Source organism: Cytobacillus massiliigabonensis (assembly GCF_900199725.1).
Classification (GTDB): Bacteria; Bacillota; Bacilli; order Bacillales; family Cytobacillaceae; genus Cytobacillus; species Cytobacillus massiliigabonensis.
Genome location: NZ_LT904904.1, coordinates 158,021 through 170,312, shown reverse-complemented (window position 1 = coordinate 170,312; position 12,292 = coordinate 158,021). Strand labels below are relative to the sequence as shown.

Genomic DNA, 12,292 nt, shown 5'->3' with positions numbered 1-12,292 from the left:
ACTCATTCACTACTATGCTTAGGCATACTGATGATAGATTTAAATAAATCCCCATCAATTTGAATCATAAATGTCCCTTTCTGTATATCGATTAGGCTCTTGGCAATGGAAAGCCCCAATCCACTGCCTTGGCTAGATCTAGATTCATCGCCTCTTTTAAAACGCTCCATTAATTCATCAGCTGAAATATTTAATTCGTAAGCTGAAATATTCTTGAAGGTTAGAAGGATTTCATTTCCTAAATCCTCAATATTAATATAAACCCTTGATCCTTTAAGAGCATACTTAAATATATTTGATAATACGTTTTCAATAGACCTCCATAATAATTTTCCATCAGCCGTTACATAGACTTTATCATTTGAATGGTTGAACCTGAATTCTAAATCTAGTTCTTCAATCTTCTCACTCACTTCCCCAAGCCCCTGAGTGATTAATGATACAATATCAATCTTTTCGAGCTGGACTGGAATATTTCCGCTTGAAGCTTTAGCAGCTTCAAATAAATCATCCGTTAGGAGCTTTAGCCTTTTAGACTTTTGATCTAGTACTTCGGTATATTCCGCTATCTTTGATAGGTCCTTTTCTTTTTTAAGTAAATCGACATATGTGATAATGGATGTTAACGGTGTTCGTATGTCATGAGATACATTGGTGATGAGTTCTGTTTTTAATCTCTCACTTTTTAGCTCGTTATCTACTGCATTTTTCAACCCATCGGTAATGCTGTTTATATTGGCAGCCAGGCTAACAAACTCACCCTTCCCATCAATTTCAATGCTGTGATGGATATCTCCATTTTTTATTCTTTCTACTCCATCTTTTATTGCCTTAAATGCTTTAACCTTCTTTAAGGCAAACCAGGCAGCGATCCCTATGGTTATTGGAAACATAAAAAATGTTAAAGCAATCAATAGCGGATACCCAATAACAATCATAACTGTCTTTACCCCAACATTTCCGCTATCATAAACATTTCTTACAAATTGGATAAGTCCTTTGATTATTTGATAGATCAGGGAATGCTTAAAAAACGTTCGATTCTTAAAATGTCTCACCATTGATAAAATCAGTGCAAAAAAAGCAGCTGAAAATGGAATTGTGATTGGAATGACCCATTTTATGTTATGTGGCAGCTCCAAAAGATCAAGTAGAATAACCCAAAACGTTATAAGTCCTATACATAGCAAGATGTTCAGATCAATATATAATTTATCGACTGCATGCAAGCGCAGCTCTTCATCCTTAAAGGACTTTCTCCCGCTCACTAATGCCAGGTAGAAAAGAGAGAGGATAAATCCTGCTGAAAATCCTAATAAACGATAAAAACCCTTTGTGGCATTCACTTTATTTTCTTTCCACTCACTTATTTTAGAATCTAAAAACTCCTTTGAAAAAGCTACATAAATGGCATGGTTTTCAGAGCCTAATTCATCCATTTGCATAGTAATCCAATTTAATTGTTTATTTTCCTCTACTTCTTTTGGATAGATCTCTCTTTTATATCCCTCAAACACCATGTAAGATGGATAAGCTTTAAATTGTTCTTTTTCTTTCATTGTACTATTCGTATACACATTTACACCGTCACTGACATAATACAATGGATCTTTAACCTCTTTGATATTGTTCAATAGGTAATGATATTCTTTTAAATCCCTCTTTATCATTTGGTCCTTTATCTGGGCAATTTTATCAGCATAATCCACTTTAAACTTCTCATAATTTTCTGTTTCACTTAAATTTGGATTATAACTTTTGGATTCATACTGATAATCTGAAAACAAGTTCTGTTCTTCCATTCTTAGTTCATCTTTATCGATTGTCTCACCCTTTAATACATTTGCCTCATTCTTATATTCACCCAGCAGCCTCGTAAGATCACTTATAAGACTTTCGCTTTCTCTCACATACGACTCGCTAAAGAAGTAATTATCTTCAAAAACGATTCCAACATCGCCATCATTCACGGAAACTAAATGGGCAATTGATTGCATAACACCTGAAAAGCATGCAAGCATGATCATAAATACAATCAATTTTGTTGCCATTGAGTGGCTATATTTTTTCAACCTTATATCCAATTCCCCACACCACCTTTAAATATTTTGGCTCTTTCGGATTGATTTCTATTTTTTCTCTAATTTTTCTTATATGGACACTTACTGTATTCTCCGGGCTAAAGGCTGTTTCATTCCAAACCTTTTCATAAATCTCCTCTATAGAGAACACCCTTCCTGCATTTGCGGTCAAAAATTTTAATATCTTGTATTGCACTGGAGTAAGCTGAACCGCCTCTCCATCAACAGTAATTATTTTACTTTCATCATCAATCATGAGCCCGCCTGTTTTATATACATTACTCTTTGTTTCAAGGCTTCCTAAAGTTGTATACCTTCTCAGCTGGGATTTAACCCTTGCAATAAGCTCCAAAGGATTAAAAGGCTTCGTAATATAATCATCTGCGCCTAGATTTAATCCTAATATTTTGTCGTAATCCTCCGCTTTAGCGGAAAGCATAATCAACGGGATGTTGTTTTCTTCCCTGATCTTCATGGTCGCTTTTATTCCATCCATCTTTGGCATCATAATATCCATAATAATTAGATGAATTTCCTGATCATCGATCATTTTGATTGCCTCTAAACCATTAAAAGCCTTAAAAGTGGAAAAACCCTCATTTTCTAAGTAAATTCCTATCGCATCAACAATTGCTTTATCATCATCACAAACCAATATATTCACTGCGTTCACCCCTAAAATAAACTACATGCCCTGCTCCTCCCTCTATTATTCGTTTTTAGTTGATTTTTTTGCAAACATAAATAAAAGCCGGGGGAAAATTTAATGGAACATAATGGATTCTCTCGATGCGGAAAGTTTTTGAGAGCCGCTTTTTCATTTGTAAAGAATATTGAAAAGCAATGAAATACCCTCCTGGCTTTAATGAATCTATCACCTGATTCAGTAATCTTTCACGCAGTTCCATTGAAAAATTAAAGAAGGGCAGTCCGCTAATGACACAATCTAATTGCTTAATATCATGGTGGTCCATTATATTCAGTAATTGAACAGCATTCTCATAACACAGGTAACCTGGGAATTCCCTCTGAAGATTCTCATTCATTTCTCCATCCTTCTCAAACAGAAGAACGGTTGCCTTTTTTGATGCATGTGATTTGATCTCTCTTGTAATCGCACCCGTTCCAGAACCAAGCTCTGCTACCGCACCAACTTCTTCCCATGACACTTGCTGGACCATTTTTCTAGCCAAAAAACTTGAGCTTGGCCATACACTGCCAATTTCCTTTGGTCTGCGGATAAAGGATTGTAAAAATAACAAGGAATTGTGATTATTCAAATAACTCCCCTCCACTGACTTATGGTCTTGCTTTTTGCTGATGAGGTTATCTTAATAAAAAAATCTTAGAAATTAGTGGATAGGTTTCTTAAGATTTTCTTAAGTTTTTTATTAGGAGAGCTGTTAGTGATAAGAAGGGGTAAAAAAAAAAACAGTCTACTTTTATTCATAGACTGTTTGATGCGATATATAAAAGTTTCACTTACTTCGATAGTGTATTACTTTTTTTTCGCTTCATGTACTTTCAATAACTTACCTTTTATGGTTGTATTCTTCATCCGTTTTAACACCATCGGACCTTTATCATTTAATATTTCAACATAAGAAACAGTATCTAATATGGTAATGATGCCAATATCTTCTGCTGTTACTCCGTCAATTTTGGCAATTGTTCCAACAAAATCTACTGCCCTAAGTTTCTTTTTCTTGCCGCCATTAAAGTACAGCTTCATAATCTGCTTATTTAATTCTTCACTTCTCGCCTTTTTAATCGTTGGTTCCACATTCATTTTTGCTTCAAAATCTGATTTCTTATTTGAAACTTCCTCTTTTGAAGGAGCAGCCATACTTGGAATCGCAAAACCAATATATTCTTCAATTTCATTTAAAAACTTATCCTCAAATGGGGTAACAAAAGTGATGGCTTTCCCCTTTTGACCTGCCCGTCCTGTTCTTCCCGTACGATGGACATAGCTTTCTTTCTCTAAAGGAAGGTCATAGTTAATAACATGTGTGATATTATCAATATCAATTCCTCTAGCGGCTACATCCGTAGCAATTAAATAGCGGAATTCTCCTCTTCTAAAGTCATTCATCACATCAAGCCGATCTTCTTGGACCATGCCGCCATGAATTTTATCGCAGCTATAACCTAAATCCATTAACTGATCACACAAAGTATCTACTCGATCTTTTGTTCGGCAAAAGATTATGCAGCTATCTGGATTTTCAACAATTGTTACATCTTTAAGCAAAGAAAATTTATGGTCTTCTGCCACTTCGAAAAGAGAATGATTAATTTTATCAGTCGTGAGTCCAGTCGCCTTAATTTCAATATCGATAGGTGTTTTCATATAGTTAAGTGCTAGGTTTTTGACCCTTTCTGGCAAAGTAGCTGAAAATAACATGGTCACCCGTTTTCGTGGCAGCTCTTTGATGATCGCTTCCACTTGTTCAATAAATCCCATGTTTAACATTTCATCCGCTTCATCTATAACAAGATAGTTAACCCGTTCTAAAGGCAGAGTACCTTTTTCAATATGATCTAACACGCGGCCCGGAGTACCGACGACTACATGCGTTTTTTGCTTTAATTCTGTTTTTTGGATGGCAAAAGGCTGTTTTCCAAAAACTGCTGCAGCTTTTATCCGTTTAAATCTGCCTATGTTGATGAAATCCTCCTTTACTTGAACAGCAAGTTCTCTTGTTGGTGTCAAAATTAACGCTTGCGGTTTATTTTCCTTCCAATCAATTAATTCACAAATTGGAATCCCATATGAGGCAGTTTTCCCGCTTCCTGTTTGTGATTTTACGACAAGATCCGTTTTCTCTAACACAAGAGGGATAACCTTACTTTGAACGGCTGTTGGATTTTCATAATCTAAACTATCCAGCGCATCCACTATTTCACTGCTTAATTTATAATCCTTAAAACTTTCTCTGCACATAACTAAGCCTCTTTTATTTTGAATTATTTACTTTATTATCTTGCATATAGATCATTTCCTTATACAAACTACCATTATACGCGAAGTTCTATTTTATTACTGATTCTTCAACACTTCGGCAAGTTCATTCAAGGAATGGGATTGTTTAATATGATAGTTCCGTCCATCCTTTTTCAAGTAATTTTTAGCGCAAAATTGTGTAAGTACGTGCAATAAGTGCCGATAGGATACCCCTAAATAATCACAAACCGTTACATGTTTCTCTTTATAAATTCCTTCATCAGCCGTTTGCAAAATGAAATCCGCCAGCCGGTTTTCAAGCGGGAAAGCGAGACTTTGTGAATACTTTGCAGCCATATGTGTAGCTTTTATACTTAAAAATTTGGTCAATTCACGGAGAAATTTTGCATCATCCAGTAGTTGTGTGCGATATCGATGAATTGGAATCGCAAAACAAACGGTCTTTGTTGATGCTTGAATCCCCTTTGTATAATACACATCATTTAATAATTCCATTTCCCCAATATAATCATGAGCATTGATAAAATTAATTAAGGATACTTTCCCATTTTGATGTGTAACATATATTTTTGCTTTTCCTTCCATTACATAAAATAAAAAATCCGGTCGCATGCCCTCTTGAATGATCCATTCATCCCGCTGGTATTCATGCACTTCCATAAATGCTTCGACTTGAAAGGAAAATAGATGCGCGATTGAGTTATACTCCAAATACAGCCTTTTTTTCTCACCTTTGTAAACTTCCATATGCCACCTCAAAAATATGAGATATCTCATATTATTCCTCTTTCATCCAATGATATCATTCATTCGATGAGGAGGATACTAATGAACACACAGCTCTGGATGAGTACACGTTTTTTTAGCTTCTTTTTGACATGGGGCATATTTCTGCCTTATTGGTCAGGATGGATGATTTATACAAAAGGAATTACAGTCTCTCAAGCTAGCTTAATCATGAGCTTTGGTTTAATTGCGAGAGGCTTGTCCACATTATTTGCATTTCCTTATTTATCAGGGAAATTTAGCAGTAAAGTCCTTTTAAAAGTGGCAGGAATAGGCACACTGGCTGCTATTCTTTGCTATATTCCAGCAGACTCCTTTGCTGGCTTACTAGTAGTAACGATCGTTTTGCACCTATTTTATCCTGCTCTGATGCCTGCTTTAGATAGTGCCGCCAGTGTCCTTGTACAAAGCAAACAATTAAGGCACTATGGAAGAAGCCGTCAATGGGGATCCATTGGGTTTGTCTCAGTGGGCATCATTTTAACCATTTTTACAGGAATGTATGGAGATGAGGTAATTTTCTGGTCACTATTACTTGGAATGATCGGATTTGTATGTCTTAGTTTTATGCGTGCACCAGAAGTTTTATCAGAAAAGCCGCAAGTAAACCAAGCGCAAAAAGCTGGGATGTTCCATTTATTCCGGATCAAACACTTTGGTTTGGTGCTCATGATTGTCATTTTACTTCAAGCAGCACATGCTACTTATTACAATTATGGCTATATTTTTTTACAGGATATCCATGCACCCATTTACCTGATTGGTCTCATTATTAATATTGCTGTCATTGCAGAAATCATATTCTTCTCTATTGCAGATAAAAGCTTTAACAAATTTTCTGTAGGCACTTTACTGACATTAGCAGCAATTGGTTCTTCCTTTCGCTGGATACTAGTGTTTGCCTTCCCAAATGTACTTGTTTTCTGTCTTGCACAAACTTTACATGCATTTTCTTTTGCTATGGGGCATTATGCCTTTATGAAATACTTAATCAACAACATTCCACATACGCAGATACCGATAGCACAAGGCATGTATTCCGCGCTTGCACTTAGCTGGAGCACTGCAGTGTTTACAATCTTTGGGGGCTACTTATACGAAATTGAGCCAAGATATGCCTTTATAGGAATGATTATTTGTACTCTGCCAGCCATGCTGATTGCGCTTGTATACCGAAAACTAGAACGTAGAAAGGAAGTCTTCATTTCTATTTAAATCTCTTGTCTAGTTCTTACAAAGCTGATTCAATTTTCTGCCGTTCAAACATAGCCATAACAAAAAAGATGAGATTTACCTGATTTCGATAAGTCTCATCTTTTTTTTACATTGATTCAACCAATAATTTATCACTTAGCTATCTCCATTTCCTGGGAGGCAGCTAGCGAGTAATCTAATTCCCTTCTCAATCTCTTCAATTGATAATCCGCCAAACCCTAACATGATATAGGATTGTCCTTCCGGGTTTGGATTTAGCCAAAAGCTTAACGGAGAATACACTTTGACTCCCTTCTGCAGACTTTTTTCAATCAGCTCATGGGTGGATATGCCTTTTAGTTTCAATAAAATATGCAAGCCCGACTTTTCTCCAACGATTTTTACTTGAGTGCCCATATATTGATCGATACTTCTTAGCAGAGCTTGATGTTTTCTTTGATATATTTTGCGCATTCTTCGAATATGCCTTTCGAATTCTCCGGACTGCATGAACAGGGACATCGCTCTCTGAATTATAGGAGAGACAGATTGGTTATAAGCCGGGAACTTTCGTGAATATTGAACCATTAATGACGGTGGCAATACTATATAACTTAACCGAGCTGAAGGAAGAAATGATTTAGAAAATGTACCTAAATAAATGACCTTTTCCTCTTCATCCAGGGATTTCAGCGAAGGAATTGGCTGCCCCTGGTATCGAAACTCTCCATCATAATCATCCTCAATAATGTATCCCCCCGTTTGATATGCCCACTTTAATAATCGCATTCTTTTCGAAATGGACAGAATCATACCAAATGGAAATTGGTGAGAAGGCGTTACATATACGGCATTTGCCCTGCTCGTTTGAATGTGCTCCACTGACAATCCGTCCTTTTCAAGAGGTATAGGATCAATATAGCATCCCTGGTCTTCAAAGACTGTTCGAACACCGCTATAACCTGGTTCTTCCATGGCCACTGTTTTTCCCCCGAGTCCTAAAAGACGGCAGATCAACGTCATGGAAGTTTGTGTTCCGGCCGTTATCAGAATCTGTTCTGGTGTAGAGCGTACACCTCTGGATTGCAGTAAATGGTTTGAAATCTCCCGCCTCAATGCAAACTCACCTTGTTTTTCACTATACTGAAATAACCAGTTGTTCTCTTGATCAACTGCGTCTGACAAACATTTCTTCCACTGCTTCAAAGGAAATTTGTCAAGATCGACATTTCCATATTCAAAATCCACAAGAACTTCGCTTGAAGGCTCACATTCCAGCATAATCGGATGTTCCACTACAAACGGATGCAGTGAAGGTTTTTCAATCTCAGCTACCCATATTCCACTTTTAGGGATACTTTCAAGGTATCCCTCTGATTGCAGCTGCTGATATGCAGACTCAACCGTATTCCGGCTGACCTTTAAATGAATGGTTAGCTGGCGAATGGATGGCATCTTCATTCCTGGCAAGAGCCTGCCTTCTTCAATTTCCTTCTTAATCCAATGATACAACTGGCTGTATAAATGCTCTGGCAGCTCTCTACGTAAAAATGGGGTAAGTTCCACTGTTAACCCTCCATCTGTCCCTATTAAACTTTTTAATTCTGTCACTTTCGTCATGTACAGAAATTTCTTAAAATGATTTTAACATTTATAAAGAAAGATGGGATGAAGAATGCATAAGATCCGCCAAGAAAAATTAAAATGTACAGATGATAAGCGTATTGATCAGTTTTTAAGCAAAGCTCGGACGGGTTATCTTGGATTAACGGATGGGGATCTCCCTTATGTTGTTCCTTTGAATTTTATCTGGATGAATGAAGCCTTGTATTTTCATGGTGCCGCAAAAGGGAGAAAAATCAATTTGATTCATGCCAATCCCAACTGCTGTTTCGCAGTATCTGAAGATTACGGAACGATGGTAAGCCCTATACCCGCAAAAACAGATACTGCTTATATGAGTGTGATGCTGTTCGGAGTACTTGAAGAGGTAAGCGATCTAACAGAAGCGACCGCGGCAATGCAAGCCATGCTGGATAAGTACGTACCCGGCTACTACGATAAAAGCCTTTCACAATCCCATGTTGAGAAATATCGCTCCTCTCTAGGAAGTCATACAATGGTTTTTAGGCTTACACCCAGCATACGAACGGCAAAAGAAAACCAATTGAATCCGCAATTGTCATTCTACCCAGGCAGGAACGTTGAGATGGATATTTAAATTTTCTATAGGCTAGACAACATTTACAATAAAAAAATCGTAAAAAGGCAAATGATACAAGGAATAAGACTTGAAATGGAGCCAATCCTGTACGATACACTGGCTCCATTTTTTATGTCAAAACCTCTTTTACTTATGATAAGGGTCTCTCGTTACTATTATTCATAAAATTCTGCTTCTCCAAGTAATTCAGTACTGTCTGTGAAAATTCGATGTGAGATTCTTGCGTATATTTGGCAATGGTATAGACTTGAGCCAGATTCTTTAATCCCAGCCGTTCTGTCATTTCCTTTAGCCTAGGAATGTCCATATAGCGTTTCCATCCCTTTTCATTTCTTTCTTTGTAGATTTCTAGAATTTCTTCATCTGAATAATCGCGATACTGATCATAGTGAACCATTCCATGCCTCGGCAATCGATCTCTTGGAGCAGGGTTTTCTGCAGGATATCCTAATGAATAACCCACAACTGGTACGACATTTGGCGGCAAGTTCAGCAGTTTACCAATTTGGTCACAATTCGCAAGTGTTGAGCCCATATAACAAATCCCCAGACCAGCATTCTCTGCTGCTAAAGCACAATTCTGTGCCGCCAAAGAAGCATCAATAGCACCTATCATAAAGCTCATGAAATTATCAAAATGCACAGGTGCATCATTGAGCGATAGCCATTTTCTCATTCTATTAAAATCAGCACAAAAGGTTAATAGGACAGGTGCATCAACAACCATCGATTGTTCCATATGTGCGGTGTACAATTTTCGCTTAAGCTCTTTGTCTTTTGTGACGATAATCGAATACGTTTGCATATTGCCGCTTGAAGAGGCACGAATGCCTGCATCTATTATTTGCTCTAGCAGCTCTTGACTTACCTCCCTATCTTCATATTCTCGTATGGATCTATGTCCGAATATCACATCATTTAATTCCAAAGCACTCGCTCCCTATTCATCGTTTATGTAAGAGTTTAAACAATTCATTCTTTTGTTTATTAGCATAAATTAGGTGTTTATCTCTTAAATAAGTAGTCTCTGATAATATTATATCATTATTTCCAAATAATCTGATAAAACACAAAAAAGGGTTTTCATTGATGATGCTATTAATGAAGCGGTTTGAAGGATGGAGTAGTAAAGCACACTTAACTCGTTTAATAGATTTATATTAATAGAGTTCTTTATTATAATTAACCTACTACTAGTTAAAGAGAGGATTTTAGGAAATGGAGATAATAGATTTTTCTAGTGAAGCAGTTACTTCTGAGCAAGAACTTAGAGAAATAATAGGGATTCCTCATGAATACTCGTAAAAAAGGAAATTTCAATGCTGGATGAGCATTGTAAAAGGTTCATTTCCATGTCACCACTATTTTTCCTCTCTACAGCAAATGCAAACGGAACATGTGATGTTGCACCCCGAGGGGATTTGCCAAGCAAAATACTAATATTAAATAATCATCAATTAGTCCTGCCTGATCGTCCTGGCAATAAACGAGTTGATTCCTTTGAAAATATTTTATCGAATCCACATGTAGGGCTCGTTTTTCTTATTCCGGGGTTAGATGAGGTACTGCGCATAAATGGAAAAGCAACCATTATCAAAAATAAAGAAATCTTAGAGAAAATGAGTTTAAACGGAAAACCGCCATTACTTGGAATTGCCGTGGATGTAGAAGAATGCTTCATCCATTGTTCTCGAGCACTGAAAAAATCAGGAATTTGGAGCCAAAATACATGGCAAAACCAAGAAACATTGCCTTCAAGTCTTGAAATATTCCATGCCCATCTCAAGATTAATGGAGTGGATATAAAGAAATAACCTCCTTCTGTTCTATATTGAAGGATAATAAATAATAGCCAAAAATAATCAAGTTTTACTCTTAACTTGATTATTTTTGGCTATTTAATCGAAGGCTGAATTTTCCTTACTAAATACTGAAAGTTAAATAAAAATAATACTGATACAAATGCTATTCGGTTTTCAAAAATTTCTCTCCTGACTAGCAGCTGGGCAAACTTAAAATCTATAGAGGTTTTAACTGGCACTAATTATGGGCAGTATAGAAATAACCTTTTCTGTAAACCTTCCAAGACTTCTTCTGGCATTTCCCTGACCTTAATATCCCCACCTAGAAAAAGCAGCCAATTCGTTATTTCGGTCAATTCTTCTGGATGATTAACATGGATAAAAGTCTTTAGAATGGCTGTGGTTTGGTAAGGATTCGTATAAGAGATTGAAACTTTTAAAGGATGGTATTTTTTATACTGTGCAATCGCCTTTGGACCGAGTTCAAGGACAAGGTTGATTACTTCTTCCTGCTTACTTAGTTTTTCTAAAATCTTTTTCTTGCTTACTCTTTTTTTCGTCGGGTATGGTTTCACATCGGTTAGATTGTCTACCGAAAAAATTTGCCTCTTTTCTTCCTTTAGGTCAAAGCCCTCAATCAGCCAAAGGCTTTTTTCACGGTAAAGGTGCAGGAGATAAATGGGAAAAGACTTTATTTCTTTCTCTTCTTTGATACTAATCAATAAATAGCTATCCAACAGAAGAATTTGAATAAGTTTTTCTAACATCGGATGGGGAAGGTCTGACAGATCAAGCAAGTCGGGATTATGAGGGTTAGTTCCTTCAAAAAGCAAGATTTGATTTAAAAGAACAAGGTCCTCTTGCTGGTTTTCTGAGATGAGGCCCAGTAACTTTTCAGCTAAAGACTGACGGCTCTTTAGATAGGGGAGCTGCTGATTTCTTGTAGCCATAAATGCAATAAAAAGAGCTTTGATCTCATTATCAGTAAAGCGAACAGTAGGCAGGACAGAGTTGCTCATGACAAAATATCCGCCATCCCTTCCAACTTCAGCGACCAGCGGCATCCCCATGGCTTCAATTTCTCTGATATCTCTAATCGCTGTCGAACGAGAGATGTTAAATTCCCGCATGATTTCAGAAATTGTAAAGTGGGCGCGGTTATTGATATACCGCATGATGATATTAATCCGTTCAACTTTTTTCATCGGGGCCTCCTAAACAGTATCATTTTTTGACA

General features: G+C 36.9%; 11 protein-coding genes. 3 read left to right on the top strand and 8 right to left on the bottom strand.

From position 1 onward, the window contains the following. Positions 1 to 2 precede the first annotated feature (2 nt). The 5 genes from C1726_RS12200 to yeiL all read right to left on the bottom strand — a co-directional run bounded on the left by C1726_RS12200 (position 3) and on the right by yeiL (position 5,796). Complete coding sequence (locus C1726_RS12200) at positions 3 to 2,084, bottom strand: HAMP domain-containing sensor histidine kinase (protein WP_102273407.1); 2,082 nt, start codon at positions 2,082 to 2,084, stop codon at positions 3 to 5. Next, on the bottom strand, positions 2,059 to 2,745 hold the full coding sequence (locus tag C1726_RS12195) for a response regulator transcription factor (protein WP_102273406.1): 687 nt from the start codon (positions 2,743 to 2,745) through the stop codon (positions 2,059 to 2,061). The genes C1726_RS12200 and C1726_RS12195 overlap by 26 nt, the downstream gene beginning before the upstream one ends. A gap of 55 nt (positions 2,746 to 2,800) precedes the next feature. After that, positions 2,801 to 3,361, bottom strand: a complete 561-nt coding sequence (locus C1726_RS12190; RefSeq protein WP_102273405.1) for a class I SAM-dependent methyltransferase — start codon at positions 3,359 to 3,361, stop codon at positions 2,801 to 2,803. Between the two features lie 218 nt (positions 3,362 to 3,579). Beyond that, complete coding sequence (locus C1726_RS12185; protein WP_102273404.1) at positions 3,580 to 5,028, bottom strand: DEAD/DEAH box helicase; 1,449 nt, start codon at positions 5,026 to 5,028, stop codon at positions 3,580 to 3,582. 96 nt (positions 5,029 to 5,124) lie between these two features. After that, positions 5,125 to 5,796: a transcriptional regulator YeiL gene (gene yeiL / locus C1726_RS12180; protein ID WP_102273403.1), complete on the bottom strand. Its 672-nt coding sequence runs from the start codon at positions 5,794 to 5,796 to the stop codon at positions 5,125 to 5,127. 81 nt (positions 5,797 to 5,877) lie between these two features. Between yeiL and C1726_RS12175 the strand changes: the two genes are divergently transcribed. Next, positions 5,878 to 7,050, top strand: a complete 1,173-nt coding sequence (locus C1726_RS12175; protein ID WP_102273402.1) for an MFS transporter — start codon at positions 5,878 to 5,880, stop codon at positions 7,048 to 7,050. A gap of 135 nt (positions 7,051 to 7,185) precedes the next feature. Here the strand turns inward: C1726_RS12175 and pdxR are convergent, their stop codons facing one another. Continuing rightward, positions 7,186 to 8,649: a MocR-like pyridoxine biosynthesis transcription factor PdxR gene (gene pdxR, locus C1726_RS12170; RefSeq protein ID WP_102273401.1), complete on the bottom strand. Its 1,464-nt coding sequence runs from the start codon at positions 8,647 to 8,649 to the stop codon at positions 7,186 to 7,188. Positions 8,650 to 8,704: 55 nt separating this feature from the next. On the opposite strand from pdxR, the gene C1726_RS12165 reads away from it, so the two are divergent. Continuing rightward, complete coding sequence (locus tag C1726_RS12165; RefSeq protein WP_102273400.1) at positions 8,705 to 9,250, top strand: pyridoxamine 5'-phosphate oxidase family protein; 546 nt, start codon at positions 8,705 to 8,707, stop codon at positions 9,248 to 9,250. A gap of 133 nt (positions 9,251 to 9,383) precedes the next feature. Here C1726_RS12165 and C1726_RS12160 read toward each other — a convergent pair whose 3' ends face one another. Further along, complete coding sequence (locus C1726_RS12160) at positions 9,384 to 10,181, bottom strand: nitroreductase family protein (protein WP_102273399.1); 798 nt, start codon at positions 10,179 to 10,181, stop codon at positions 9,384 to 9,386. 424 nt (positions 10,182 to 10,605) lie between these two features. Here C1726_RS12160 and C1726_RS12155 point away from each other — a divergent pair, with 424 nt between their 5' ends. Beyond that, complete coding sequence (locus C1726_RS12155) at positions 10,606 to 11,067, top strand: MSMEG_1061 family FMN-dependent PPOX-type flavoprotein (RefSeq protein ID WP_322090990.1); 462 nt, start codon at positions 10,606 to 10,608, stop codon at positions 11,065 to 11,067. 230 nt (positions 11,068 to 11,297) lie between these two features. Here C1726_RS12155 and C1726_RS12150 read toward each other — a convergent pair whose 3' ends face one another. Further along, a complete protein-coding gene (locus tag C1726_RS12150) occupies positions 11,298 to 12,260 on the bottom strand; it encodes a helix-turn-helix transcriptional regulator (RefSeq protein ID WP_102273398.1) in 963 nt (320 codons plus the stop codon). Between the last annotated feature and the right edge of the window lie 32 nt (positions 12,261 to 12,292).